General features: G+C 53.5%; 28 protein-coding genes, 6 tRNA genes and 1 pseudogene. 4 read left to right on the forward strand and 31 right to left on the reverse strand.

Going from position 1 to position 26,636, the window contains the following annotated elements:
• Positions 1-42 precede the first annotated feature (42 nt).
• The 11 genes from NST08_RS23545 to NST08_RS23595 form a co-directional block, all read right to left on the reverse strand.
• Positions 43-2,073, reverse strand: a complete 2,031-nt coding sequence (locus NST08_RS23545; protein ID WP_251535555.1) for a DUF6382 domain-containing protein — start codon at positions 2,071-2,073, stop codon at positions 43-45.
• A 12-nt stretch (positions 2,074-2,085) separates the two neighbouring features.
• A complete protein-coding gene (locus NST08_RS23550; protein ID WP_028406512.1) occupies positions 2,086-2,598 on the reverse strand; it encodes an A24 family peptidase in 513 nt (170 codons plus the stop codon).
• Positions 2,599-2,759: 161 nt separating this feature from the next.
• Entirely contained in the window at positions 2,760-3,737 is a 978-nt protein-coding gene (locus NST08_RS23555) for a TadE/TadG family type IV pilus assembly protein (RefSeq protein WP_251535557.1), read from the reverse strand.
• 16 nt (positions 3,738-3,753) lie between these two features.
• Positions 3,754-5,976: a TadE/TadG family type IV pilus assembly protein gene (locus tag NST08_RS23560; RefSeq protein ID WP_251535559.1), complete on the reverse strand. Its 2,223-nt coding sequence runs from the start codon at positions 5,974-5,976 to the stop codon at positions 3,754-3,756.
• A 2-nt stretch (positions 5,977-5,978) separates the two neighbouring features.
• Positions 5,979-6,422 carry a hypothetical protein gene (locus NST08_RS23565; RefSeq protein WP_341342345.1) on the reverse strand — a complete coding sequence of 148 codons (444 nt, stop codon included), beginning with the start codon at positions 6,420-6,422 and terminating at the stop codon, positions 5,979-5,981.
• On the reverse strand, positions 6,395-6,652 hold the full coding sequence (locus NST08_RS23570; RefSeq protein WP_341342346.1) for a TadE/TadG family type IV pilus assembly protein: 258 nt from the start codon (positions 6,650-6,652) through the stop codon (positions 6,395-6,397). The genes NST08_RS23565 and NST08_RS23570 overlap by 28 nt, the downstream gene beginning before the upstream one ends.
• Positions 6,645-6,836 (reverse strand): Flp1 family type IVb pilin, encoded by a 192-nt coding sequence (locus NST08_RS23575; RefSeq protein WP_007132405.1) that lies wholly within the window; start codon positions 6,834-6,836, stop codon positions 6,645-6,647. The genes NST08_RS23570 and NST08_RS23575 overlap by 8 nt, the downstream gene beginning before the upstream one ends.
• 18 nt (positions 6,837-6,854) lie before the next feature.
• Positions 6,855-7,700, reverse strand: coding sequence for a type II secretion system F family protein (locus NST08_RS23580; protein ID WP_285852478.1), 846 nt, complete (start codon positions 7,698-7,700; stop codon positions 6,855-6,857).
• A gap of 42 nt (positions 7,701-7,742) precedes the next feature.
• On the reverse strand, positions 7,743-8,597 hold the full coding sequence (locus tag NST08_RS23585; RefSeq protein ID WP_007132403.1) for a type II secretion system F family protein: 855 nt from the start codon (positions 8,595-8,597) through the stop codon (positions 7,743-7,745).
• Entirely contained in the window at positions 8,557-9,843 is a 1,287-nt protein-coding gene (locus NST08_RS23590; RefSeq protein WP_341342347.1) for a CpaF family protein, read from the reverse strand. The genes NST08_RS23585 and NST08_RS23590 overlap by 41 nt, the downstream gene beginning before the upstream one ends.
• Positions 9,836-11,038, reverse strand: a complete 1,203-nt coding sequence (locus NST08_RS23595) for a hypothetical protein (RefSeq protein ID WP_341342348.1) — start codon at positions 11,036-11,038, stop codon at positions 9,836-9,838. Before NST08_RS23595 ends, NST08_RS23590 begins: the two co-directional genes overlap by 8 nt.
• Before the next feature lie 319 nt (positions 11,039-11,357).
• Between NST08_RS23595 and NST08_RS23600 the strand changes: the two are divergent.
• A pseudogene (locus NST08_RS23600) lies at positions 11,358-12,244 on the forward strand (thermonuclease family protein).
• A gap of 22 nt (positions 12,245-12,266) precedes the next feature.
• Here NST08_RS23600 and NST08_RS23605 read toward each other — a convergent pair.
• From NST08_RS23605 to NST08_RS23630, 6 genes are all read right to left on the reverse strand, one after another.
• A complete protein-coding gene (locus tag NST08_RS23605; protein WP_210094584.1) occupies positions 12,267-12,689 on the reverse strand; it encodes a thiol-disulfide oxidoreductase DCC family protein in 423 nt (140 codons plus the stop codon).
• Between the two features lie 94 nt (positions 12,690-12,783).
• Positions 12,784-13,065 (reverse strand): hypothetical protein, encoded by a 282-nt coding sequence (locus tag NST08_RS23610; RefSeq protein WP_210094470.1) that lies wholly within the window; start codon positions 13,063-13,065, stop codon positions 12,784-12,786.
• Between the two features lie 89 nt (positions 13,066-13,154).
• On the reverse strand, positions 13,155-13,397 hold the full coding sequence (locus NST08_RS23615; RefSeq protein ID WP_077567953.1) for a zinc ribbon domain-containing protein: 243 nt from the start codon (positions 13,395-13,397) through the stop codon (positions 13,155-13,157).
• 126 nt (positions 13,398-13,523) lie between these two features.
• On the reverse strand, positions 13,524-13,943 hold the full coding sequence (locus tag NST08_RS23620; RefSeq protein WP_251535571.1) for an organic hydroperoxide resistance protein: 420 nt from the start codon (positions 13,941-13,943) through the stop codon (positions 13,524-13,526).
• Positions 13,944-14,135: 192 nt separating this feature from the next.
• Positions 14,136-14,218 (reverse strand) — tRNA-Leu (locus tag NST08_RS23625).
• A 99-nt stretch (positions 14,219-14,317) separates the two neighbouring features.
• Positions 14,318-14,674, reverse strand: a complete 357-nt coding sequence (locus NST08_RS23630) for a helix-turn-helix domain-containing protein (protein WP_210094585.1) — start codon at positions 14,672-14,674, stop codon at positions 14,318-14,320.
• Positions 14,675-14,852: 178 nt separating this feature from the next.
• Between NST08_RS23630 and NST08_RS23635 the strand changes: the two genes are divergently transcribed.
• Complete coding sequence (locus tag NST08_RS23635; protein WP_210094472.1) at positions 14,853-15,506, forward strand: PAS domain-containing protein; 654 nt, start codon at positions 14,853-14,855, stop codon at positions 15,504-15,506.
• A gap of 183 nt (positions 15,507-15,689) precedes the next feature.
• Here NST08_RS23635 and NST08_RS23640 read toward each other — a convergent pair whose 3' ends face one another.
• The 13 genes from NST08_RS23640 to NST08_RS23700 form a co-directional block, all read right to left on the reverse strand.
• Entirely contained in the window at positions 15,690-17,309 is a 1,620-nt protein-coding gene (locus NST08_RS23640) for an alpha/beta hydrolase (protein WP_341342651.1), read from the reverse strand.
• 25 nt (positions 17,310-17,334) lie between these two features.
• Entirely contained in the window at positions 17,335-18,357 is a 1,023-nt protein-coding gene (locus NST08_RS23645; protein ID WP_210094474.1) for a FecCD family ABC transporter permease, read from the reverse strand.
• A complete protein-coding gene (locus NST08_RS23650; protein ID WP_210094475.1) occupies positions 18,350-19,357 on the reverse strand; it encodes a FecCD family ABC transporter permease in 1,008 nt (335 codons plus the stop codon). Before NST08_RS23650 ends, NST08_RS23645 begins: the two co-directional genes overlap by 8 nt.
• Before the next feature lie 34 nt (positions 19,358-19,391).
• Entirely contained in the window at positions 19,392-20,420 is a 1,029-nt protein-coding gene (locus tag NST08_RS23655; protein WP_210094476.1) for an ABC transporter substrate-binding protein, read from the reverse strand.
• Positions 20,421-20,533: 113 nt separating this feature from the next.
• A complete protein-coding gene (locus NST08_RS23660) occupies positions 20,534-22,219 on the reverse strand; it encodes an AraC family transcriptional regulator (protein WP_213613812.1) in 1,686 nt (561 codons plus the stop codon).
• 379 nt (positions 22,220-22,598) lie between these two features.
• Complete coding sequence (locus NST08_RS23665) at positions 22,599-23,057, reverse strand: KGG domain-containing protein (RefSeq protein WP_210094478.1); 459 nt, start codon at positions 23,055-23,057, stop codon at positions 22,599-22,601.
• A gap of 195 nt (positions 23,058-23,252) precedes the next feature.
• Positions 23,253-23,335: transfer RNA gene (locus tag NST08_RS23670), tRNA-Leu, on the reverse strand.
• A gap of 43 nt (positions 23,336-23,378) precedes the next feature.
• Positions 23,379-23,454 (reverse strand) — tRNA-Lys (locus NST08_RS23675).
• Positions 23,455-23,528: 74 nt separating this feature from the next.
• Positions 23,529-23,603 (reverse strand) — tRNA-Glu (locus NST08_RS23680).
• Between the two features lie 113 nt (positions 23,604-23,716).
• Entirely contained in the window at positions 23,717-24,412 is a 696-nt protein-coding gene (locus NST08_RS23685) for a Type 1 glutamine amidotransferase-like domain-containing protein (protein ID WP_007132387.1), read from the reverse strand.
• Positions 24,413-24,576: 164 nt separating this feature from the next.
• A tRNA-Ser gene (locus NST08_RS23690) sits at positions 24,577-24,665 on the reverse strand.
• Between the two features lie 6 nt (positions 24,666-24,671).
• A tRNA-Asn gene (locus NST08_RS23695) sits at positions 24,672-24,747 on the reverse strand.
• A gap of 30 nt (positions 24,748-24,777) precedes the next feature.
• Entirely contained in the window at positions 24,778-25,263 is a 486-nt protein-coding gene (locus NST08_RS23700) for a SprT family protein (protein WP_007132386.1), read from the reverse strand.
• A 114-nt stretch (positions 25,264-25,377) separates the two neighbouring features.
• On the opposite strand from NST08_RS23700, the gene NST08_RS23705 reads away from it, so the two are divergent.
• Positions 25,378-25,728: a hydrolase/acyltransferase gene (locus NST08_RS23705; RefSeq protein WP_077567965.1), complete on the forward strand. Its 351-nt coding sequence runs from the start codon at positions 25,378-25,380 to the stop codon at positions 25,726-25,728.
• A gap of 81 nt (positions 25,729-25,809) precedes the next feature.
• Complete coding sequence (gene cmpA / locus NST08_RS23710; RefSeq protein WP_007132384.1) at positions 25,810-25,938, forward strand: cortex morphogenetic protein CmpA; 129 nt, start codon at positions 25,810-25,812, stop codon at positions 25,936-25,938.
• 118 nt (positions 25,939-26,056) lie between these two features.
• Here the strand turns inward: cmpA and NST08_RS23715 are convergent, their stop codons facing one another.
• Positions 26,057-26,527, reverse strand: a complete 471-nt coding sequence (locus tag NST08_RS23715; RefSeq protein ID WP_007132383.1) for a DinB family protein — start codon at positions 26,525-26,527, stop codon at positions 26,057-26,059.
• Positions 26,528-26,636: the final 109 nt, after the last annotated feature.

Consider the following 26,636-nt stretch of genomic DNA (forward strand, 5'->3'; position numbering starts at 1 on the left):
CTTAAAAGGTATGCTGGCTCTTATAAAGTTTATTAAAAAAATTTACTTAAAAGCGCGTGCGGAAACGTGCATAGAGCCACCGGATCCATCCAAACTGCTCCTGAACGTGAAGGACCAGCCGGCAATGATAAATGCGTTCCCTTCTGCTATCGCATATTCTTTATAAGGAACCATCGCTTCACCTTCTAGTACCGTACCGTTTCTTGATCCTAAGTCCTTGAGCACATACCCTTCAGCTCCGCGCGACAGCTCCGCATGAGCCCGTGATGTACCTACACCCAGAGCCACATATTGCGCCACCTCGGCAGACCGGCCGATAATGAAGTGAGGCTGGTTAATTTCGACCCGCTCTGGCACACCGCCTTCAGGGGAGCGGACCTCCAAATAGGCATGTCGTTGCGGATGCTTCCCGGGAACGAAACCATGACTTAACAGAACCGTTCCGCCATCCCCTGACGAGGATAAGATCTCGGTATGCTCGCTTAAATGCGCGTAGTAATCCTCCTCACCAGCTGCTGCTTCGGCGTTTCCGTATCCTTGAGAAGAAGAGCTTGCTCCTGGTTGGGGATACATTTCTAAAATTTTGTATGCTTCCTTGTTACGGCCTGCCATAGACTGTCCCTGGTCATTGGTCGGACTCTGGGATTGTCCAGCAGGGCTGCTGCCTGGTTCTATCCCCCTGTCCGTGAAACCACTGGCCCCTATTCCACCCCGCAGCGAGGCTCCACCATGGAACGGAGTTTCCACGTTTTGATTTGATCCTTCATCGGCTTCAGTATCCGTTCTTGGAGATTTCCATCGCCATTTCTCTTTTGAATCAAGTGTCTTCCGATCATCCAGGCGATCCTCCCGATGGATATGCTCTCCTCCATTTAGCAGTCCGGATAACGGGTCTGCCTGAAACCGGGGAGGCGCCTTCCATGCGGAGGGGCCGTAATGTTCAAGCTCGGTGGACTCCATCGCCGGCAGCGCACCTGACCATGGGTCCGTCCTGCGGAATAATGTCTGCAGCTTCCCCTGCCATCCCAGCCATGCTGCCGCGGCCAGCAGAATCGTAATACCTGCGGATAATCCGAGGGTGAGCAGAGATGGCCGGCTCAAATACAGCAATCGCCAGACTGCTGCAGCAGCCAGCATGCATGCTAATAATATATAGGTCCGAAGCGGGGAGGACTGCTCAGTGTCTTCGGGCTCCGCACTTTCCTCATTCCGATCCGGGAGCCATGAGGCAGCCCCGAAGCGCGGGCGAATCGGCTTATCGATCCGTTCCGGTCGCTCCATTCCTGAATGGCCCGCTGAATGAATACTGCGGATAAGATTGCTCCGGTCAACGGGCGCTTCCTGCCCGGTCCTTGACCAGGCTCCAGCGTGATCATTCCCAGAATTCGGGCTTGTGCTGCCGGAGTTCAGCACGCTTGACCGAACAGCACGGATACCCGGCTCGCTTACGCTTAATTCCGGCCGGGTATCCGTCCGTCCAGAGATAACACCATCATCTTCACCAGCAAGCAGCTCGAGGATCAGCCTCTTCAAGCCGGGGAGACTAAAGCTCTGTTCCCCGCAAAATGACATTAAAGCCTGAACGCCTCTTCCCTTTAACTCCGTTACGGAAGCAAGAAGTCTTGTCATGCATTCTTTCAGGGATGACCTTAGCTGGCCGCTTTCATCCGTAGTCTCGAGCGGAAGGTAGGTTAAATACAGCGTCCCCAGCCGCAAGGATCCAGCAATAAATATGTAATCTTCGTGCAGAATGAAGTTTTCGGCCTTAAGCATATACAGACTGCTGTCATGCAATGCCGTCACAATCTGAAGCAGCAATCCGTAATACTCGGTCAGAGACATGCGCTCGGCTTTCAATGCTTGGGAGAGCATTTTCTTGCCGGTAATGTCATATTCCATCGTGATTTTGTAATCTACTTCCTTGATATGCAGCTTCAGAAAGTGGGGAATGCTTGACGAACGAATCATGCCTAACTGTACTTCATTGAGTTCATCGGCACGGATTCCCTGCTCCCGGTCGAGGATCATCATGGTCCTGTCGTTCTGAACAAAATCCGTTTTCAACCCTAACACGAATCGCACCTCCTACATATGGAGCATCATATACGCGCTGATGACCCCCGGAAGCACCGCGATCATGAACGGAAACCGTAACTGCTCCTCCTGGCTGCTCCGCCATGGCGCAAGGCTTTTGAACATGAGTACTCCCATCATACTGCCGATAACTTTTCGCAATCTGAGAAATGTCTCCCGCCGCCATAATAAGATGGCGAGTGCAATCACCCCCGCAAACAGAACCGAGTACATGATCGACTGTAACGTGAACCACAGTCCGGTCCAGGCCCCGATTCCTCCAAACAGCTTGACGTCCCCGGCACCCACCGCTCCAATTACATACATGACCAGCAGTATGGAAAAACCTGTGCCAAGTCCCTGCAGCGAGAACAGCAGCCCTTCGCCCCCTGACAGGACACCGTGGTAGGTAAGCCCTAGAACCATGGAGGCAACCGTAAGCAGGTTAGGAATTTTCATAGAGCGAAGATCCGTTATAAAAGCAGCAATCAAATACATGGCACAAATACCATAAGCCATTCCCAAATGAAGTCATCTCCTTTCAGGGCAGGATACCGCACCGAAACGAACAGGGCCACACCCAGCCTCCATGAATGCGACTTTGTCCGTCCACCTTGATGAATCGCTCAAGCTACTGAATATGCAGTGCCCGGTGCAGTTCGGAAAACGGCAGGATCTCTGCCTGCTCACGGCCTAGCCACCACGGTAAACATCACTTCAAGTCGTTCTCCATTCCGCGTCTCCACTACGAACGGCCAAGTGCCGGGCGTTGTGTTGAAGCCGACATTCCATTCCCATTCGATATAGCCGTGCGCGTCCGCCGTTTTCCAGCCCAAATACTTGGCCGTGCTCTGCCCGCTTTTGTAATAAACGGACAGATTCGCGTCCATTCCGGGCTCCACCTTCACCTTTACGGTCGCTTGCCGGCTTGCTACCGCAGGATTCGGCTTCTCGAGCAGCTGAATCGTCCCGCCGGGCGCACTGCCATCCCCGCCCGTTCCTTCCCCGCCCTCTCCTGTATCCCCGATCCACAGCCTTTCTTGGGCCTTCGCCTGCAGAACGATGCTTTTGTTCAGGAAAGGCACCCGAATCGGCAGATCATAATTGAGCTCGATTCCAAAGTACGGACTTTGTCCGCTTTTTAGATTCGGCACGCGCACATTGGATACATGAATCCTGTCGACATCCAGAAGGCCGCTTTGCGTGAACGGCTGCAGCAAAGGTTTAATCACAGGATCCAATACCGCTTCGACGGTCTGGTTCTTCAGCTGCTGCAGCGGCTCCTCACCCGTGGCAACAGCCTGAACAATCCACTCGTTGACAGGTGAAGGCAGCGAATCACTGTACTGTGAGGCCCAGTCGCTTAAGGAAAGCCTCGGAATTTCCCAATGGGTTGTGCTCTCCGACTCTACCGCTTCCCCACCTGCCGAATTCTGCTGAACGGCAAGCGACACCGGATACATGTGGGAGGCGACCATCTTGACTGCGTCCGCAGCCGTACTATGGAGTGCGGTTGAAATCAATGTCATCTGCACCATATAAATAAGAAAGATCACAAAAAACATGAACATCGGCAGCACTAGCGCTGCCTCGACAACGATGCTGCCCCGTTCTCCTCCAGCTCCGCCTCTACGGCCGCCTTTTGCATCTGCAGATCGTTTCATTCCATGAGCTCCTGACCTAATAAGAAAAATCCGCTGTCCGCGTTACGATATAACGGTTGCCCTGAACCTCGTCCGCGCTGCCGAATACCTGACCCAGCGCTTTCGATAACCCGGGGAGAAACCATATTCGCATTGCCGTCTTCACTTCACCGGAAGCATACGTCATCCGCTCAGCCGGATTGACTCCGGTGTTAAGCCGGATCAAAGCCAGCATGCGGGAGAGCTTCTTCTCGTTGTTGCTGTGAATAAACATAAATATTCTTAAATGATCGCGATACGTGAGCTTGACCGGAGCGTACCTGGACAGCTCAATCTCACCCGTTTTGCACAGCTCGATCATATCCGCGATTGCCTTTTCAATTCCGTACAGGAGAGCAGCAGCCAATATGGCTAGCGGGTTTCCCAGCTTACTGTTGACGACGAAGCCTTCCATCGTACGAATCGCGAGCCGGGAGGCAAATATTTCAGCATACGCGGCAGAAATATTTCCGGCGGGATTGTGAAAGCCGTAAAGGATGTATTCCACCTCCTGATTGGCAATCGCAAACTCCCCCGCCAGCTCGTCTACGGAGGATGAGCCGCTAATGATCCCGGACAGCTTCGACGGGTCGAAATGCTGAAAATAATGAACGGCATATTCATTCTGAAACAGCTCGTCCCTTACCCCGCCAAGAGCCTCCCCCATGAAGCCAAACATTCCGTCCATATTATCCATCGCAGCTTTGCCCGCGTCATACGGGTCATCATCCATGGATCTGCCCGAAGCTCCATCGTTTCGTTCTTGATTAAATTGAAGACTCTCATCGTAATAGGCTTGCAGTTTTCGAAACTCGTCCTGGATTGCCTGACTTTGGCCTTCAAGCCCGTTAATCGCGCTAATGACCCGGGAAGCCTCCTTCAATTTCCCGTTTGCCTGCTTCTCCATTGCCTTCCGCTCCTTGTCCGAAGAGCGATACTGCTCCAGCTTCGCCTGATTACGGTCTACAACATTGGACGGCCCTGAAGTTCCGTAGCTCGAAATATATTCTCTGACAACTCGGCTCGCCTCCAGCACAGCCCCTTTCGCTCCACCGCCTCCTAATGAGGAACAAAGCGATGAAACGGACCGCTGTACCGACTGCTCCTGCAGCTGCTGGGATCTTATGTCCTCCTTCAGACCATGTAACAACTCTTCGCCATGGATCAATTGACCGGCCTGCTTCCGGATGGCCTGGATCGTCTCGGCGTCCGTGCCCTCCGAGGCAGATGCGCCAGGCGTGTTGTCACGTGTAACCAGATCGTAACCGGCGTTAGAGGAGCGGTTCTCGGATTCCTGAATCACTTGCTTCATCTCTTCGTTCAGAGTTCGGGCTTTCTCCCACAGCCTCAAAGCCTCGGTCAGCAGCTGGTCGTTCTCCCGCTGCAAACGGCTCGCCTCGGCTGATATTCGCGAACCGATCGACGAAACGCCTGCTTCGTAAGCCATAATGGAAAGGGTATACAGCTTCTCCTTGGGCGGCCTGTCGGCATCCTCCTCCTTCTTCGTCCAGTAATCCTCATATTGCGATGCTGCATCCGCCGCGGTTCGAATGCTACCGCCCAATGAAGCATCCTCGATAGATGTGCCGGGAGGATCCATGATAAGCCTCGATAGCACTTCCGCATTCTTTCCCGCCTTGCGCTGCTTGTCCAGCATCTCATCAAGCGCAGCTTCACGCTTGTCATACAGCTTCCTAAGCTTCCGGAGCACATCCACCGTGTTGGAAGCTTCCTTCATGGATTGGGAGAGGGGTTTGAACTTGGAGACAAGCTCCAGCGTGAAATCGATCGGAGCTTTGTATTTCATATCCTCCAAAATCTGTCGGTTAAAGATTTCATACTCTCCGAGGGGACGCTGCAGCTGCAGACTGGAGCTGTCGACCTCCATGGAGAGCAGGTGAAAAGCATCGCTCCGCTCCCCGGGATTCAAGCTTTCGTTAAGCACCTTTCCCATGATCAGATCCCCGCTGGTGTCCCCTGAGGCATAAAGACCGTACTCCTGCTGGAGCCCGGGATCATAAGAAGACATCACGGACCGGACGGCGGCTCGGGTCAGCCTCTCGCTCTGTACCTTCATCGCAGCGATCCGGGAATAATCAATGAATACTGCCACAAACATAAATACCACGGCTAACGCAATAATCAGAAAAATGGAAACCGATCCGTCGGTGGACAATCTCTTGCTTCTCCCGGCCATGCCTGTTCTTCTTAGCTTCCCCATGACTATCGCGCACCTCCGAACTTCCGTAATACGTCCTTGGCGGCTGACGGGTCCGTCCGATTCCTCCCGCCCTGAAACTTGGAGCCGTAGTATCTCATGACATCAACCGTTCGAATAAATTCAACCGGATCAACCACGACCGATTGCGCGCTAACCTGGATCCGTCCCCCATCTTCCAATAAACGGTTTAGCGGCGTAAACGATACCTGTTGATGCAGAGAGGTCGTTACTTTGCGAATAAGCAGCTGGTTGCTGTACTGCATCTCCCCGCTCATTCCGGCCGGTACGGCCGTGCTCCCTTTGGACATCTTAAGTTCAGGAAGATTTCCGTCCCGGTTCTCTCCCTGAGGGATCGATATGCTCTTGGGTGCTTCCCCGCCTGACAAACCAAACAGGGTCCTGAGCAGTTGATCATCCGTTAGCCGCCAATACAATGAATCATGCAATCCTTGCTCCACGGATCCGGAGCGTGCCGTTTTATGGCTGTTGTCCCAGATATATGCCGTGCGCTCGGACGCGCAGCCGAAGCCTGAGCCAGCATGGATTTCTGGTAAATATATAGGCAGAGGAACAGAAGCAGCGCGGTTACAACCAGTACGACCGGAAGAACGAGAGAAGCCTCGATCGTGAAGCTTCCCGACTCGTCCCTCCATTTTCCAGGCTGCCGCCTACTCAAGGAACTCCTCAGACTTCGAGTTTACAGATCTGAACAGTTTGTCTACCAGCTCCGTAATTTCATCTTTGAATATTAGAGCGATAATTAAAATAACAACCAGAATGAGGATCATCTCCAACGTACCGATCCCGCTCTCATCCTTCCATAACCGCTTCATTCTGTTCTTTAGTATGGTCAGCATCATTGCATCCACCGATCCCTTCTACATGTTCATCATCATAAACGCAGGCGCGCCGAGCAATATTATGACAATCATAAAAATAACAACCATCGGAAACACCAGCTTCGAGGATGCCTGCTCCCCTCGGGTTCTGCCGATGGCCTTCCGTTTCTCCCACAGCACCCGGGATAAATCACGGAGGGCAAGCGCAAAGTCGTTTCCTCCCCGCCGGAAGTTCAGCAGTACCGTCGTCGTGAATATCGAAACCTCCTGGACGCCGCAGCGCTTATTAAACTGCTCGAAAGCCTGCTGGAACGGATGGCCTCCTTCCCATTCCAAGAGCATCCTCCCCAATTCGTTATAGAGGGGATGATTCTTGTCCTTGCTCCGCTCCACGCAATGCGCGATCGACCGTTGAACCGTCTCGCCCGCACCCACCAGCAGCACGATTTTGCTGAGGAGCTCCGGAAGCTCCATTACGATCTCCTGCTCACGCAGCAGCACTTTCTTTTGCATATCTCTGATCAATGCGACCGGCAGTAGTACACCTAGGCCAAATCCCGCGATCATTCCCATGGGTTCGCCCGTAAGCAATGACCAGATGCAGCCCCCGATCCAAATCAGCCAAGTATAAGCAAGCGCATCAGCCATGAACAGCAGCGTCATTTCCGGACTGCGCCGCAATCCGTGCAGTTTCTGGACCGAGCCTTGAATCCGGTAGAACCATATCGGAAATCTCATGGGAACTTTGCTTCGCTCCAGCAAATACACCAGCGGCGGCGTCAGCTTCTGCAGACGCAGTCCCTCCATGGGCAGCCTGCTCAGCTGCCGGTACCGTTCACCGCCGATCCGGTTCAGCACCACCCAACCACCCCCGAGCAGAACCATCAGCAGCGCGGATATCCATACCACCACGCTTCCCTCACCTCCTTATACCTTGATGTTCATCATCCTGGTAATCCACCAAAAGCACCCGACCAAAGCAATCAGAGCAGCGGTAGATATAAAGATCCCTGCCCCGCTGTGCATAGGCTCCATATAGTCCGGCGAAGTCATATTCATAAACAGCACCAATAAAAACGGAGCAGCCAGCAGCGCCTTGGATTCGAAGCGCTTCTGGGCGATCATGACGGAGATCTCCTGCTGTATATCCAGCTTCTCGCCAATAATGGAAGAGGTTCTTCGAACGACCTCGACCAGATCCCCGCCGGTTCGTTTACAAGTCGTAAACACATCGGCGAAATTCGTAATATCCTCCATACTGGCTCTTCGCGCAAAATCCTGGAGAGCAGCCTCGATCGCCTCTCCGTATTCCAGCCTGGATCCGATGACTTTTAGCTCAAAGATCATGTCGCTCTCCCCGCCCGGATCCAGCAGGAGCAGATCCTGTACGGCATCCTTAAAACCGTTCTCCACCGATCGTCCGGCCGACAACGAAGAGGACAAGGAGTACAAAGTCTGCTTGAAATGAAGATTCAAGGTTCTCCGTCTTTGCTCCATCCTGTGACGACGCCAAAACTTCGGAACGGCAAATCCCGCTGCCCCAAGAAGAAGTGACAAAATCACATGATGATAAAACAGATATCCGATCGCGAAGAATAACACCGCGCCGAGCAGTATACATAGCACCTTCTCTCGCTTGGACAATACGTACACGCTGTAGTCGGGCAGCCGGCTGCTGCTGTCGGGTTGCTGGCGCTGAGGCTCTATCCGATCCTTTGGTCTCTTCGGCTTCACTCCCGCTTTATCCGCTTTCACGGATCTCATGAGGCTGCTGGCCTTCATAAGAGTCACCTCCATCCCCTTGCAGGGGCCAGGCGGTAATGCCGGCCATCCGCAGCTTCTCCGTCCCTCGCAGCGGATTGCCGCAGGCTTCGAGACGGCCAAGCACCTTGCCGTCAGCCTCCCCGGTTTCTTGAAAGCGGTACAACGGGTTTAACTGCACTTCCCCGCTGCTCATCCCGACCACCTCACTGATCTCCGTCACACGGCGCGAACGGTCTCTAAGCCGTGTTAAATGAATGAAGATGTCGACAGCCGAACTGATTTGCTGACGGACAACGCTGATTGGCAGCTCTGAGCCGCTCAGCACCATCGTCTCCAATCGGCTGATCATATCCCTCACGCTATTAGCGTGGCCAGTCGAAAGGCTGCCTTCATGCCCTGTGTTCATTGCCTGCAGCATATCCAGCGCCTCGCTGCCGCGGACCTCGCCGACAACGATGCGATTCGGGCGCATCCGCAGCGACGAACGGATCAAGTCACGGATCGTAATCTCGCCCCGTCCCTCCGTATTGGCATTCCGCGTCTCCAGTGATACCAGATTCGGCACCGTAACAATCTTCAGCTCGGCGGAGTCCTCAATCGTGATGACCCGTTCATCGGGCGGGATGAACTGGGAAAGTGCGTTCAAGAATGTGGTCTTCCCCGAGCCGGTCCCCCCGCCGATGAAAATGTTGTACTTGCCCCTGACCAGGATTCGAAGCAGCTCTGCCGCCTCCGGGCATAATGCGTCCCGTCCCACCAAATCCTCCATCGTCATCGGCGCATCCGGAAACTTTCGGATCGTCATGGTCGGCCCCTTAAGCGCGATAGGCGGAAGCACGATATTCACCCTGGACCCATCCTTCAGCCGGGCGTCCACGATGGGCACAGACTCGTTCACGACCCGATTGACACTCCCCCCGATACTCTGGATAATGTCCTCCAGCCTTCCCTGCGATTCGAACTGCAGCGGCACCTGCTTCACCTCTCCGTCCTGCTCGATGAAGATCTCCCGGTGGCTGTTAATCATAATCTCCGTAATTCGGGGATTGTCGACGAGCGGCTGCAGCACATCCAGCCCGCGAAAGGAATCGTACACTCTGCGAACCAAAGTCCGTTTCTCCATGGCCGTCAGTCCTGCAAGCTCCTGTCTCCTCCACACCAAGTCCTCTATGCGCGCCATGAATTCAGAATTATGGACGCTGCCGGTCATATCCAGCTCCGACCGAATCTGATCCCTAACCGAACGGAACTGCTCCTCATGCATAGAGTTCCCCCCTATTTTCGCCGGACAGCCCGAAATCTCCACCCCCAAGGAGCTGCCGGCACAGCTTCAGAACTTCCCTTTGGTATATCGGTGACATCAGCAGCAGCTCCTGCTGGTGAAGCTGCTTCCAGGAGGGGATATAAGGCAGCATGCAATCGATCCGGATGTCTTGCCGAGGAGGCCTGTTCACAAGCTGTCCGGTATAACGGTTGACAACAAACCTGCTCCGCTTCATCAAGCCGCCCGAGAAGCTCTCGCCCGACTGCAGCAGCTGGTCGATCCGGATTCCGCTTTTAAACATGCTGATCGGATCGTCCAGCAGGACCCAGATCAACGCACCGGTATGCTCAAGCACCGCTTGCAGCCTCTCCTCCCGGACCCCCGACGCTCCATCCGTATCCACAACAATGACATCGTACTGGCCGGCGGATCCAAGCGATCGAAGCAGCAGCTCCGTATCGGACCTCGTCATCTCCATGATCTCTTTCACGTGCAGGCTCGGCTCGAACGTGTCGCATTTCAGCCCCTGATGCCTGAGTCGGTACGGCATAACCTGAAGAACATTCTCTGATCCGCCTTCCTGAGCGGCCTTAATATCGTACAGAAGCCGGGAAAAGCTTCCCTCCATTCCGTCGCAGCCTGAAGGAAACAGCACGCTGCTGTTGACGCTCTCCAAATTGAGGTAAAACACCCGCAGTCCCAATACGGCAAACTGCTTGGCCATATTCATCGCCAGCGTGCTCTTGCCGCACCCGCTCAAGGGAGAAAGAACTCCGATAACGGCAGCCATTCCGGTCTGGAGTCCCGCGCCGCCGCTGATTCCATTGCTGCCTCCCGAGAAGGTACTGCTTCCGTGGCAGCGGGCGGATATCGCTTCCAGCAGCTTCGGCAGCGGCTGGTACTTGGCAGTATGGGATCCTCCCGCCGGACAAGAAGCAGGCATCCCAGCACCGTCGTTAAGCAGCAGCCAAGGCACAGCCGGGTCGCCAAGCTGGAACCATGCCATCAGCATCTCTGCATCTCCAACCACGAGAGCTGGGGGTTCTCCCGACTCCATATAATGAAGAAACGCATCCTGCCGTGTGAAGGCGGTTATCTGCATCGACGAGCTATAGGAGCTTCCGTTTACGTAGTTCAGCAGCGGTTCTACATACCTGGAATCCTGTACGGCCAGCACGAATCGTACCGATAGCATTGCATATATCCCCTCTTCCTTTCCCTGACAACGCAAAAAAGCACCATTCATACCGCAACCCTGCGGTTCATGAACGGTGCTTCCGTTGACTTGTTATAATTTGACATTAGAATAGCATAGCCGCCAGCAGACGGCAAGCATTATTTTTCTGTAGGATATATGCCTTTGCCGCTATTGCCAAAACAAGGATATATGCAATACTATAAAAGCTTGGAGCAAATATTTCGTATATAGAACTTCCTTATATAGGATGGGTTAATAGAGTCTCCTAATCCCTACCCATACATATCATACAGCCTAGTCAGGAGAGTGACATCACGTGAAGAAACGAATCTTAACCGCACTGTTAACCGGTCTGCTGCTGTTGTCCGGCTGCAGCCAGCCGCTGGCGCCCCCTGCTTCGAACGAAAAGGCAGCTGCCGCCTCCCAAACGGAGCAGACAACGTCCACGAAGGCGGCACAAAGCCAAAGTCCGAACGGGAAGCAAGGCTCTTATCCTACTGACGACCTGAACCTGCCCCGGGTACCCGTCGAGCTCGTCAAGGCGGTGGACGGAGACACGATCAGCGTTATGTTTGAAGGCAAGAAGGAGAACGTCCGGATGCTGCTGATTGACACGCCCGAAACAAGCCATCCCAAGCTGGGAGTCCAGCCTTTCGGACCGGAGGCCAAAGCTTTCACGAAGGAGCTCGTTGAGCAAGCCGACAAGCTCGAATTGGAATTCGATATCGGTCCGAACCGGGATAAGTACTCCCGGCTGCTTGCGTACGTTTATGTAGACGGAAAAATGGTCCAAGAAGCGCTGCTCGAGCAGGGGCTGGCGCGGGTAGCCTATATTTATCCGCCGAACGTCCGTTACGTTGATAAATTCAATGATCTTCAGCGCATCAGCAGGGAAAAGGCGCTCGGCATCTGGAGCGTCGAGAATTACGCGCAAGAGGACGGCTTCCACCCTGAAGACAGGACAGGGACGCTCAATCCAAATCCACCGCCGCATCCGGGGAATCCCCGGAACCGGCAGAGACAGTAGCATCTGCTGCAGGCAGCGCCAAGTCCGGCTGCAGCATCAAAGGGAACATCAACTCGAAAGGCGAAAAGATCTACCACACACCCGAATCGCCATACTACGAGCGGACAAAGGAGGAGCAATGGTTCTGCACCGAGGAGGAGGCCGTCGCGGCCGGGTTCCGGGCTCCCCGCTCGTAGGGGCCATTCGCATTCCGGGAATTTATGAGAGGAACCGGCGCCGGATATCCGGCGTCGGTATCATGCATGCCTCGGAGCGGCCGAACCAGCGGTAACGGTTCTTGGCCACGATGCGGTACGCACGGTCCCGGATCGGACGAGGCACGATGATCATCGCATAGGCGAGAGGCCACGGAAAGCGGAGCCGCCGGGCAATGCGCAGCGCCCCCTGCGACCGGGTGTAGTACTTTCCTTTTTCAATCAGCACCATCGTATCCCCGCCATCCGGCGTCAGTCCTCCCTGCTCCAGCAGTGACTGCCCGATCTCCGATTGGAGCGATGCGAACCGGAAATGGCCGGCTGGATCCCGCTGGATAATAAATCGGGTCAAGCCCTGGCACAAGTGACACACCCCGTCAATCAACACGATGGCGTATTCTTCGTTATCCTTGCCCGCCTTCTTCATAATCAACCTGCCCTCCTTTGGTTACGATGCGACCCTAAAACTCGCCCAATAAGAAAAAACGCAGGAAAATTCCCGCGCTTCATCATGCGTCGCCTTATTCAGATTCGACCGCTTTGCTCAACCACTCGCCGTCTCTCATCTGCTGATCGAAATCATCTGAAAATTTATCCATGCATTTACAAATGAAATCCTTGCGGCATACTGGGCATGGCACTTTCCCAAGCCGGCTCAGCGCCGTCATCTTCCACTCAGGAAACCGGTTGTAGAACACGCGGCAATCCGTTCCGTCAGCCAAATGGATAATGAATTCGTACAACCCTTCCTTCTCATTGCTCCCAGCTTTGGTTACATCTGTAATCTGCGGTTTGTATGGCATGTCATCACCCGTTTATATTGATTTGTAATTGCTTATGACTGGTTGTACTTTCTGGTACTTAGTCATATTAAAGAATTTTAAAGGCGATGTCAACCGAAGAACACATCGAGGATTGAGCCGATTTGGCCGCGCTTTTTCCCCTCCAAAATATCCGGATTAAACACTTCCACATACCCGCAGTGGGTGCAGGATACAAACAGGAAATGATTGTGTTGAATATCGAACAGCTTGCTGAGCCCCGCTCCCGACATGGATACTTCCTTCGTCTCGCACTGAGTTCCGCGGCATTTGCTGCAGACAAACCGTTCAGCGATCATCTCTTCAATACGCATATTATGCGCTCCTTTCAAGCTGCCTTTTAATAACGGAATACGGCGAAGTATGGAAAAAGTTCCATATTGTTATGCAATAAAAAGGGGATTATCCCTCATGGAGGACAATCCCCTTCTATTCAATCGTCAGATTACGTTCAGCTCCACATCGATGTTGCCTCGCGTCGCTTTGGAATACGGACAGAACGCATGCGCCTTTTTTGCAAGCTCCTCGGCCTGGCTCCGCTCGATTCCCGGCATCTCAATCTTCAGCTTCACGGCCAGCTTAAAGCCATCGTCCGTTTCATCCTTGCCGATCATCACCTGAGAATGGATGGTCACGTCTTTGAGCGTTACCCCTTCCTTGCGGGCGATATTGGCCAGCGCGCTTTCGTAGCAAGCCCCATATCCCGCTGCGAACAATTGCTCCGGATTGGTTCCTTCCCCTCCGGGTCCGCCAAGCTCCTTCGGCATGCTAAGCTTATGATTAAGAGCTCCGTCGGACGACTGGATCGAGCCCTCGCGTCCACCAACAACCTTCACGTCAGCCGTGTACAATGGTTTCATAACTCGCCTCACTCCTTCATGCCCTATTATGAACGCTACAATAAGACTTTAAACTTGTGGCACAAATTGAAACGGTATGTAAAGGCTTTGTCGGCACAGGAAAGAGTCAAACCGGGGCGTTCGAGACAACAAAAAAAACCGATGCCCAAGCTTACGCTTGAACAACAGCTTCTTATGCCGATTCAATCATAATGCGGTAGAGAGGACTCGAACCTCCACGGGTATACACCCACTACCCCCTCAAGATAGCGTGTCTGCCATTCCACCACTACCGCATATAATAAAGAAGTTCTTCAGCAGAACATTCCCTATTATATAGCCATAATCCACAATTGTAAAGATCCAATTATTTCCCGCACGCCATAGCCTTGACGCTAAGTCTTCTCGTTTCGCTTATCCCTGCGGTAAGCCGAAAACTCAAGGTACTCCCGGATGAACTCCTTCTCGCGCTCTTCGAGACCCGACAGCGCGGATAGCGCCGTTTCCGCCTCATATTCCTCTCTCGTTTCATTCACCCGGGTGGTGGGCTTGCCCTTCCCGATAATCAACCAGTCCAGGCTAACGGAGAAAAATGCTGCTATTTCAATTAATTTATTCGTACTCGGCGTTGTTTTCCCTCGCTTCCAGTCACCAAAATTCCCTGTGCTGATCCCGAGGGTTTCACAGAACGCCTTCTTCGTCATACCCCGGCTTTCTATCAGATGTTCGATTCGTTGGTAAATAGACTGCATCAAACAACCGCCTTCCTGATTCTCTTTCCAAGAAAAATTACTTAAATACGTATTTCCCTCTTGCAAAACAACTTAAATACGTGTATAATCTATCTATGTTGCCTAAATTATACCATAGGACCCATGGATCGTTGTACCTTTTACCCATGAGTCTATTTCGTAAGAGGAGCGAACCCTTTTGCCCTACGATACCATGAGCACAGCTTGGAACTATGCCGTCCATGCCTTGAACAGAGGCTTAATGATCATTACGCCCGACGGCATGATCGATAAGATAAACGATCCGCTTGTAACGATGTCCGTAAGATATGGTGTCTCGCCTGATTTTCAATGGCAGGGGGCATCATTTTTTGATATTATGCCCTGGTGCTTTGGGGAGGTCGATTTCGGCAGCTTGGACGGTGAACATTATTTATCCTCGGTCAGAGCCGTTCTGGAAGGAAGCCGGCCGGATTGCGTCCTGGAGTATTCGGTCTCCCGGAACCGTAAAGTATTCTGGGTGCTATGCGAGGTCCAGCCGCTGTCCGAAAGCAGCGATAATTTCATTCACGGCGCCATCCTTTCCTTTACCGACATTACAAAGTATAAAGAGCGGCAAATCCTGCTCGAGCAGACGCTTGCCCGCAGCCTTCCGCTCCCGGAGCACATCCCCATCTGCGCCGTATGCAAGCATGTCAGCCAGGAAGAGACATGGGAACCGGTTGAAAGCTATCTTGAGAGACGCCTTCCCGTCGAATTTACGCACGATATTTGTCCCGAATGCATCCGCAGGCTCTATCCGAAATATTCCTCCGCGCTGGACGATGACCATGCCGGAGAAACGGAGGAATAACCACGCTCATCGTTCTCCTCGCTTTTCGTACATTCGCCATTCCCGAAGTTCGCCACCCTGGCGGCCTGCAGCCTATGCGGGCGGATTCAAATACGAGCACATTATAAAAAAGCAGTATAGGATCCATCGGGTCCCATACTGCTTTTGTTTTGTTATAACTGGTTATATCTGCGTTGCTTCCTATTATGAACTGATCAGACGGAGAAGCGGGCTTACCAGGGACGGCAGCACGGATACATGGCCCTCCCCTTCGATTTCATGAAGCTCGGCGTGCAGCAAATGCCGGTGCTCTCGCAGCTTTGCATACAAATCCCTTGCGTCTTGGACCATGGCGGGCTTTTCTTCGGTACCGACAAAAATGCTCAGCTCCCGCTGCAAGTCGAACGGCTGAAGGAATGGCTTGGAGACCTCCCATGTCTTATACAGCACATGCTGCTTCCACCAGACTGATGGGCTCGCTGCAATATACCGCCGAAAGATGTGGGGCCTCGTGAACAGCGCATAGAGCACAAAGAAACCGCCCAAAGAATGGCCGAACACCGACTGCTTCTCGGGATTCACCGGATATCGCGACGCAATGCGGGGGATCAGCTGAAGCTCGATAAAATCCAGGAAGTCTTCGGCGCCGCCGGTTTCCGGCCACGGCATTCCGTTCGGACGGACGGGGAGCTCGTGTGCCGCTGCAGGCACGGTATAATCGTAAAACCGCTCATCCGTCACGATCGGACTGTCGCTGTCGTAGCCGATCCCGACGATGATGGAAGGCGTTATGCCGCGCGGTGTACGGGATTGCAGCCTCACCGCCTCCGCCAGCGTCCCGAAGGATGCATTGGCATCAAGCGAATACAGCACCGGATAGCCGCCTTCAGGCGGCGGTCCCATCGGCTCGGCCACGGATATTCGGTATACGCGCCCAGTCGACTCCGACTGCATGTTCCATGTAACCGTGCCTGATATGCGATAAGCGGGCCCAGCCGTCTCCGGGATGCCGCGTATTCCTTCCGCCGTAACGGCTTGGCCCTCTGTCCTTGCATCCTGCTCCATCGCTGCTCGGGCCTCCACAGCAGCCCCGCTGCCATCTTCGTCAAACAGCCACGACACCGCATCCGGGAATCTCCTGGACATAAAGATCGGATCATGGGTTCCATCCGGATCCATGTGGAGCCTAACCCTGGAATCCGCTCCTTCTTCCCCCGTCCAAATGCGGTATGCCTCCAGATTGCTCGGGGTCATGAACTGCTGGATTCCTTGCTTGTAGGCCCCTTCGTATTGACCGACCGACATATAGACCCGGAGGCCCGGCGGCAGCTTCTCATGGCCACGGATGAACTCCATGACGCCTTCATACCATAATGAGGCCGATAGCATGCCGATCCGGCCGAACGTATCCGGCCGCCAATACCCTGCGAACATGGAGATCAGCCCGCCGAACGAGGCGCCGACGATCCCCGTATGCTCCGGCTCCGGCAGCGTCCGGTAACGACCGTCAATGTAAGGCTTGATGCGATCGGCGACTTCATAGACGTACTCTCTTCCCCGTCCCCCAAAAGGAGGACGGCCTTCAAGCAGCGACTTCGCCGGCCATGGCGTATATTCATCGTTCCGCTTCTCCGTCGCGATCCCGACCAGGATCAGCTCTCCGAGCCTTCCGTCCTTGAACAGATGCTCTAAATAATTCAAGCAATCCATGAAGGAATCGCCGCCGTCCTGAACATAAGCTACAGGATAGCAGCGGTCCGAATGGTGATAAGAGGGGGCAAATACAGGGTTAGTTCTCGGTCCAAGGCCGAAAGCTTCTGATATCGGTTCATAGTTCCTCCCCGGATGATCAAGATTTTCTCATGCGAAACAATAAATAAACGAAATAAGGAACGCCGATCACCGAGACGACGATGCCTGCGGCAAGCTCTGCGGGAGCAAAGATCGTTCGTCCGATGAGATCCCCGATCATGATGATCGCCATGCCGGCAAGGCCGCTGACCGGCAGCATATACCGATGCTTCAGCCCGACAAGCTGTCTGGCCAAGTGCGGAGCGATCAGGCCGACAAAGCCGATGCTGCCCGATACGGCGACGCTTGCGCTAACCAATCCGATGCTGCAGAGCAGAAGAACCCTTTTCTCGCGTTCCACCGATACGCCAACGCTTTTCACGCTCTCCTCGCTGAGCTGGAACAGATCAAGCACGTGGGCACGGCTCCAAATAATGACCGGCAGAACTAGCAGCCAGGGAATCATCGTCACCACGAACTTCCAGTTGGCGCTGTGAAGGCTTCCTGCCAGCCAGGCAACCGCCATCTCGTAATCCTTGGGATTCATTTTGAGTGCAAAATACATCGTCACCGCCCCGAAACCGGAAGCTATTGCAATCCCGACCAGAATGAGCCGCTGCGGATCGAGCCTTCCACCTTCCCTTGCAAACATATAGATGGCTCCGGTAGCGGCCAAACCGCCCGCCACGCCGAACATCGGCATCATCATGACACCGGTCCAGCCTGTCATCGTCAGCTGTCCTTGGAAAAGGAACATGAACAGCACAACCGCCATGCCTGCTCCGGCATTGATGCCGAGGATGCCCGGATCCGCAAGCCCGTTGCGGGTAACGCCTTGAATCACTCCTCCTGCCGTGCCGAGCCCGAAGCCGACGAGCGCGCCAAGGACGATTCGCGGCAGCCGGAATTCGAAGACGACGAGATCGAATTCGTGGCTTGAATCGATGCGCAGCAGCGTGCGAACGACTTCCGCGACGGACATATCAAACGTTCCGCTCGTCAAGCTGAAATAAAAAGCGGCCAGCACCAGTACAATCCCTGCGCCGAACACGAGGCCGAACCGGCCGGTAGCATTACGCACGCTGCGCCCCTCCCCTCGTTTTGATTAAGTACAGGAAGAAGGGAACGCCGATGATGGACGTGATCACGCCGACCGGCGTCTCGAACGGGTAATTGACGAAGCGCGCCAGAATATCGCACAGAGCCAGGAATAGGCCGCCAAGCACCCCGGAGACGGGAACGATCCAGCGATAATCCGAGCCGGACAAATACCTCGCAATATGAGGGATGATCAACCCGACAAAAGCCACTTTCCCCGCAAGCGCAACCGACACGCCGGTCAGAATGACAACCGCAAGCATCGCCAAGGCTTTAATGATCCATGGCCGCACGCCGAGACCTTTAGCCGTATCGTCTCCGAGCGAAAGGAGCGTTACCGATTTGGAAAGCGTTAAGGCAAGCGCCAAGCCGGCCACAGCGAAAGGGATGCTCAGCTTGATCAGCTCCGGATCCATCGCATGCAGACGGGCATTGTACCAGAGGCTGACCGTCTGTGAGATTTGAAAATAAGCCGCGATCGCCTCCGCCGTACCGCTGAGAAACGTTCCGATTACGGTGCCGAGTATGGCGAGCTGAACCGGACGCATGCCGCCCGGTATAAGCCAAGCCAAGCCGAATACGACGGCGGCCCCGATCGCGGAGCCGACTAGCGAGCTGACAATATACAGGCCGGAGGAGGCATTCGGCATCAGCACCATAAACAGCGTGACCGCGAACACCGAGCCGTCCGACACCCCCATAATCGAAGGGGACGCAAGATAGTTCCTCGTCATGCCCTGCATCAGCGCTCCCGAAACCGCAAGAAAAGCGCCGATCAGCATGGCCCCGATGACCCGGGGGAGCCGGGAGCTCCGAATGATCTGATGATCCACGCTGTTCGGATCGAAGGCAACGATGGCATCCCAGACGGTATTCATCGTAATATTTTTGGCCCCATACAGGATGGAAGCCCCCATCAGCAATAAGCATACTGCCGGGGCCATCACCAGGATGACAGCCGGCAGCGATTTCTTGAATCCCATGAACAACAATCCTTATCCGTTTGTGCCGTGATTTTTATTTCGCCAGATGCTCCACAGCCGCCTTCAGAAACTCGATCTTGCTGTACGCCGTTCCGCCCTGAGCAAGCGGATCCACGACGTTCACGAATGCCTTGCCGTTCTTGAAGGCGTTCAAATTGCTCATGATCGGATCGTTCTGCAGCTCCTCCAGCGCATTCGGTGTATCCTTGTTCTCGTCAGGAGAGAACTGGATAAATACATAATCCGGGTTCATCTCGGCGAACTTCTCTTTCGAGATCAGCTCCTGCGCCTCTACAGCCGCTACCTCAGCCGGTACCGCTATCCCCAATTCCTCATACAACACCGGATTGAAAAATACGCCAGCCGGATAAATGTACATCTCTCCCGCACGGATTCGGAGCGCGACGACCTTCTTGTCCTTCAGGCTATCGCCCAAACTCGCTTTGGCCGCCTCCAGATCCGCTTGATATTGGCTGATGGCCTGCTCGGCCTGTTCCTCTTTCCCGCTTAGCTCCCCAAGCAATCTCAGATTCGCTTCCCAGTTGGTCGACACATGGGAATACGGAATCGTCGGCGCGATTTTATTCAACTGCTCGACAACCTCCGGCTTGAATTTCGTCGAACCGAGGATCACGTCCGGTTTCAGGGACAAAATGGTCTCAAAGTTAGGCTCCGTTTTCTCTCCGATCGACTGCGCGTTTTTCGTTATCGATTGAAACATTGGGGGAAACTCGCCGGAGAACGAGATGGCTCCAACCGGATTCACATCCAGCACGATGGAATCCTCCATTGCCTCGACAGCACCTGTAATCACGATCCGCTCGGTATTTGCCGGAAGCGTGTACTCCTGATCCAAGTATTTGACAACCTTCGTTTCGGACGATGCCGGTGCCGTTTCTTCTTTCTCTTTGGTTCCGGCATCCGCATTCGCTGCTCCAGCTGGTTCCGAACCGCCGGTTGCCGCGATGCCTGCATCCTCCGATTTATTCGTTCCGCCGCCGCAAGCGGACAGCACCAGGGCTGCCGTAAGCAACAGCCCCAAGATCCATTTCGTTCTCTTCATCTCTCTCCTGCTTCCCCTTTCAAATCTCCATAGTTGATAATGATTATCATTATTGATTATGTTAAGGGATAGCGATTCATTTCGCCATGGACGAAATGCGGATTGCCCATGGATCATTTCCGGATACGGGCAGTTTCGGTAAAGAGCCTGCAGGCCTCCTCCGTCATTCGTTCCATCGCGACAGGAGAATACTCCCGCCATGGGAAAGAGGGCAGCTGGTGCACACGACCCTCCCTTACGGCAGGAATCATCAGCCACTCCGGCGACGCCTGCACCTGCTTCCAAAAAGCGAGTGTTTCCGAATCCTGACGAACAAGGAGAAGGATATGATCCGCTCCGCATTCCTTAATCGCCGTTACGCTCAAATCCTCAAGACCATGACGGTCAGCTTCAAGGAGGGATTCAAGCGCCGGCTGCAATTTCAGACGATCGTACAATAGTTCCTTCATACCGGGATGACTGTAAGCCGTAAGCTCGCGCTGATGGATGCGAAGCGTCAGGACCGTCTTCTCCTCATTCGGAAGATTCTCAATTGCGCTGCAGCAATTCGCCGTCTTCTCCTGATACGATTCGATCCAGCTGTCCGCTTCCGGCCTCCTGCCCAGCTTGTCCGCTAAAGCAAGCAGTTGAACGCGCCATCCCTCCCGGTCCCCCGGCATCACGTATATAGGCGCAATCTTCTCCAGCAGCTCCCGTTCCCAAAGCTCGACCTCTTGTGCGCATATAATCAGCTCCGGGCTTGCTGTGGCCAGCCTTTCCAGATTCGCGGATTTGTTGTGGTTCTGTCTGTAAGCGTCAAGATGCACGGGGATTTCAGAGCCAAGGGCATGATAATAGTAAGGGGACCACTTGGGGTGGACCGGCGCGGCATAAGGGACGAATTGGAGCGGCATCGCATATCCGAGGAGCGAGGTCGAGCCGTACAAGGCGATTTTGTTTTTTCGTTTTTTTCTGTATTCGGATGGAGAGAGGCCGAAGCTTTTCTTGAACTTGCGGCTAAAATAAAACTCATCCTTATATCCCACCTGATGCGCAACCTCCCGAAGCAAAGGCTCGGACCGCAATAGCAGTAGCTTCGCCTTATTCATGCGGATGCCCGATAGATAATCCATCGGGGTGTGGCCGTAGGTGTTCTTGAACACTTCGGCAAAATATTTCGGGCTAAAGCCCGCCAGATCTGCCAATTGATCCAGCGTCAGCTCTTCGTCATAATGCTCATGCATATAGTCTTTGGCCCGCTCCAGCGCCTGCCGCTTACCCTCGGATTGACCTGAAACAGATTCCGTAATCATCGTGTACAGCAGCTCCTGAAAGTCAAGCTGTGCCCGCCACTTCTTCATCCTGTCTCCGCTGTGAAAATATTCATAGAGCGAGCTGCAGGAGCTGTACAGCGATTCCGGCAGGCCGGCTTCGCAAAACTCTCCGCAAGGAATCAATACGGAGTCATCCGCCTCACGAAGGTGCCCGCTCCCCGGCAGCCCTTCATAGAAAGCAAAATAAAGAATGGCGATGACGGCATGCGCCTGCTTCTTCCTCTCTTCACGACCGGCCTTGGTCAGACAGAAGGTAGAACCTGCCCGGCAGATCTTAACGCTGCCTTTGCGCATATGCAGGCTCTGCTCCCCCGTATGGAGGAACGATTCCCCTCCCATCTGCAGAATAAGTGCCGATTGCATCGTAAGCTGGTAATCGAGCGGCAAATCCTGCTCCCGGAATATTTCAATATTCCACAACCAGGCCGTCAGGCCCCCAAATTCCTTAATTCCGTTCAGTACCTGGCTATTCCCGGCCACATCCATATGTAAAAAACCCCTATCATAAATGAGAATGGTTATCATTATCATATATTCACATAAGGATCCTTGTCCAGCGAATTTCGCTCAAAATATGTATGCCGATTTCAAACTATGCCGCCTTATCTTAATCACCGCCTTTAAGGCTTAATGCATGAGGGGGAGCTGGAAACGCTGGAAACGTGCTGCCCCATCCTATAGACACAAATAAAGCAGCTGCGTATCCAGTATGGATTCGCAGCTGCCTCGGTTGTTAAACGTCGATTTGCAGGCTTATCTACGCGGTCCCGCATGCATGGAGCATTTGGCGGGGCTTTGGAATGGGCGCTAGCACCAAACCTAATGGCTGCTAAGCCTGCCTTTTCCGAACGATTCGGCGATAATGTTAATCACCGCGGCGCTGGCGTGCTCTTGCCTCGCCGCCTTTCCGCCCTGCTTCCTCACGGCTCATCTTGCCGTCATTGCCGTCGCTGTCATTTCGGGCTTGTCCACCCTTCTGCCCGATCTCCTGGTAGAACTCACGGTCATGGGAATCGGAGGTTGCTTCGCCGCCTTTGCGTCCGATCTCCTCATAGAACTCTCGTCCATGAGACTCCGCGGTGGCTTCGCCGCCCTTCTGGCCAATTTCTTGGTAGAACTCCTTGTCATGGGATTCGGCAGTGGCTTCGCCGCCCTTTTTCCCGATCTCCTGATAAAACTCCTTATCATGAGACTCCGCAGTGGCTTCGCCGCCTTTGCGTCCAATCTCTTGATAGAACTCTTTGTCATGATTATTTGCTGTAGCTTCCCCACCTAAACGTCCTGCTTCTTCACGGCTCATCTTACCATTATTGTTGTTAGCCATTCTGAATCACTCCTTATAGGTTTTTAGAAGTTGTACTCGTCTACGGTATGATATTAACCTCTTCTGCAAATATGAAACATTATCTCTTGCGTATAAGTGTAATAAAAAGTCGGGTGCATCCGCCGCATAAAGTTCATAAATACGAAAGAAACCCTGCACTGTACCGTGCAGGGTTTCTTCATTTCCATTCATGTATGCGGTAGAGAGGACTCGAACCTCCACGGGTATACACCCACTACCCCCTCAAGATAGCGTGTCTGCCATTCCACCACTACCGCATAATATAAAGATGAAGCGAATCGATCACTTTATCGAAAAAACTGGTGAGCCATGAAGGACTCGAACCTTCGACACCCTGATTAAAAGTCAGGTGCTCTACCAACTGAGCTAATGGCTCTCGATGACAATCATGCAGCTGCCATAAAGACTTCCCAACCATCCGGATTATGATCCGTGATGCGATGATGAAAGTGGTGACCCGTAGGGGATTCGAACCCCTGTTACCTCCGTGAAAGGGAGGTGTCTTAACCCCTTGACCAACGGGCCACTTTAAGCACGTCGCCGTGACGACAAGATTGAGTATAGCATAAATTCAAAAAAGATGACAAGCCCTTTTTTTCATTTTTTTATATTTTTTTTGCAGACACCATAAAAGGCCATTAACCCAGCCATTTCACCTGGAGTTCATGCTCTTTCACCGTATCCCCGGATCGCTCTACGCGGTATGCTTTCGCGTCGGGCCTCGAGCTGACGACACCGTGCAGGCGCCCGTCGATGAAATGCAATGCGGCTCCATCGTCTGCGGCATAACCAGGCCGAACCTCTCCTTGAAGGATCAGGTCATGGTAAGCGGGCCTCCGCTTGCTCTCTCCGTCATAATGCGGGCAATGGCTCCCCGCGAGCAAACCAAGGCCGTTCAGTTTATACAGCGGGCCGTTTAGCGGATCGGTAACGCCTTCTTCAAACCAGCAGATCGACCCTGCGCTGAGTCCGGTTAAAACGGCTCCACGCTCATAGGCTTCCTGCAGGATTCGATCAAGGCCCCACTCTTTCCACAGCACCAGCATGTTTCGGGTATTGCCGCCTCCAACATAAAGGATGTCCTGCTCAAGCACATAGGTTCTCAGATCTGTGAAATTGGGCTGGAACAAGGATAAGTGGCACGGCGTGCAGGGCAGCGAACGAAATGCAGTATAGAACCGCTCCACATAGTTGTCCGCATCTCCGCTCGCCGTCGGAATAAAGCATACCTTCGGTGACTCTTTCGAAGCTTGCGCCAGTACATACCGGTCAAGCAGCAGGTTGTCCGGCTCCATGGAGAACCCCCCGCCGCCCATGGCAATTATCTGTTTCATCTCTTCTCCCTCCAGATGTCCATTTCCCTGATACTGCGGAATGACCTGCCCAATTAGTTGGTTGTTCGCTATCCATACAATAAAGCTTCCGGTCCATATCATCCCTACGCAAGAAAGCCCCCGGTCACTGATGTGACGGGAGCTTCCCATGGTGTGTATCTGAACGGAGAGAGAGGGATTCGAACCCTCGCACCGCTTACGCAGTCTAACCCCTTAGCAGAGGGTCCCCTTATAGCCACTTGGGTATCTCTCCATGAAATGGCTCCCCGAACAGGACTCGAACCTGTGACAACTCGATTAACAGTCGAGTGCTCTACCAACTGAGCTATCGGGGAACGTCAAGTCGATTAGCTAGTAATAATTTATCATGACTTCTTGGGGGAGTCAAGCTGTAGAAGCGTCAGACGTCCGCTGCAGCGACCGCACCGGTAACGCGCCGGGTTCATTTTGCGCTTACGCAAATATTCGGTTCCGCATGCCCCGCATCGCAGCTTGTATCGATAAGGCTCCGGCTTCCTGCCCGCCGGCTTTGCCGCCGGCAGCGACTTGCAAAACCGGCTGCCTCCCACCGCCTGCAGCAGCTGTTTAAAGTCGGGATCCCGGTGACGGTAGCCCCTCCCCGCCAGGTGAAGATGGTAATGGCACAGCTCGTGCTTAATGATCTTCTCCACCTCTTCCGGTCCATTCGCGGCCAGCTGGTGAGGGTTGATTTCGATGTGATGACTTTTCAGAAAATACCGGCCTCCGGTGGAGGATAAACGGCGGTTAAACGTTGCTTTATGCCTAAAGGGTACCCCGAAGCTCTTCAACGAGACGCTTTCAACCCAGGCCTGCAGTTCCTCGTTGCTCATTTCCTTCATGGTTCCTGCCTGTTCCTTTCCTAGGCTTGTAAATGCTACTTGAATTTTAACTTCCCTCTGGGCTACACTGTCAAGTAGAAAGTCATGGAGGGAGAACCTGCGAACATGCCAACGATGCGTTACGTAATCCTACAGCGGCAGCATGAGCTGGAATTTGTGGAAATGCCCAGCGACTATGCGTATCAGCTCAGCGCGCTGAACCTGCGCCTGAATAAAGAGATCGACAAACTGACCGCTCCCGGCAAGCCGCGGCTGCCGATTGCCATAGCCGAGTGTGACAGCCTGGATTTGCTTCAGGAATCCATGAGCATCCGGAACGGACTGGAGTACATAAATGAACTTGAGCAATCCTTTGCTTCCCTGAATGAGAGCGAATATCCGCTCATTGCGTTGCTGACCGAAATCCGTGCACTTCAAGCTCAGCTTGAGCAGTGGTATGAGGAAGAAGGGCAATAAATCCATGTAGACCTGCACGCTTTGGGCCTTTTCCCCATATGCTATCCATACAGATGGAATTAGCAAGAGGAGGAGATACCCTTGCCGCAATGGCTCTGCAATCAATTGACGCGCGCCTTCCGCAAAAAGGACAGACGTCAGATCAAGCTGCTGAACGAATGCTGGTTCTTTTACCGGAACTCCCCGGGCGAGAAATCGAATGTCAGATAAGACGCGCCGCTCATGATCAATAACCAAGGTATGTATGACCAACAAGCCGGACATTATTCGTCCGGCTTGTTTTTGCATGCATGGATAATAGCTGTCCTCGTCGCTTCTTGAACAGCGGCTACGAGAAATGGCGCTTGGCCGGCCACGAGCCCTGCATCTTCCGCAGCATAATCAACTGTCCGATATGGTAGGCGTCATGGGTAATTAAGCTAACAAATCGCTGCGGAGATTCCTCAAGCTCCTCCTCCGGCAGCTGCTCGATCTTACGTCTTAACGCTGCATGAACGTCCTTCAGCTGCTCTTGAGCCAACCGCCATGCTTCCTCGCTCCGCTCATGAACGATGAAGGTCTCATCATTATCCGCCGCCTCATGGCGCAGCGTTGTCCCTTCAAGCCGGGCAAGCAGCCGCTGTTTGTAATACAGCAGATGCAGCACGTTCTCCCAAATGGAGTTGACCGGGCTCCCTTCAGGCTTCCACAACGCTTGCTCCGCTGTCACATCCTTTAATGCATCGAGCGCAGGCGGGTACCAATCCTCCTGATCCATCACATAATCCCAATTCTGAAGCAGCACGTCCCGTAAACTCATCCTCATCGCCCTCCCCATAATATTAGTGATCAAATTATGTAACTATCAAATGATGTTTAGACCGTTACAACCAACTTATCATACCTTCACTCTATTTTCAAGTAACTGG

It is taken from the genome of Paenibacillus sp. FSL K6-1566, from assembly GCF_038050475.1.
GTDB lineage: Bacteria > Bacillota > Bacilli > Paenibacillales > Paenibacillaceae > Paenibacillus_AQ > Paenibacillus_AQ lactis.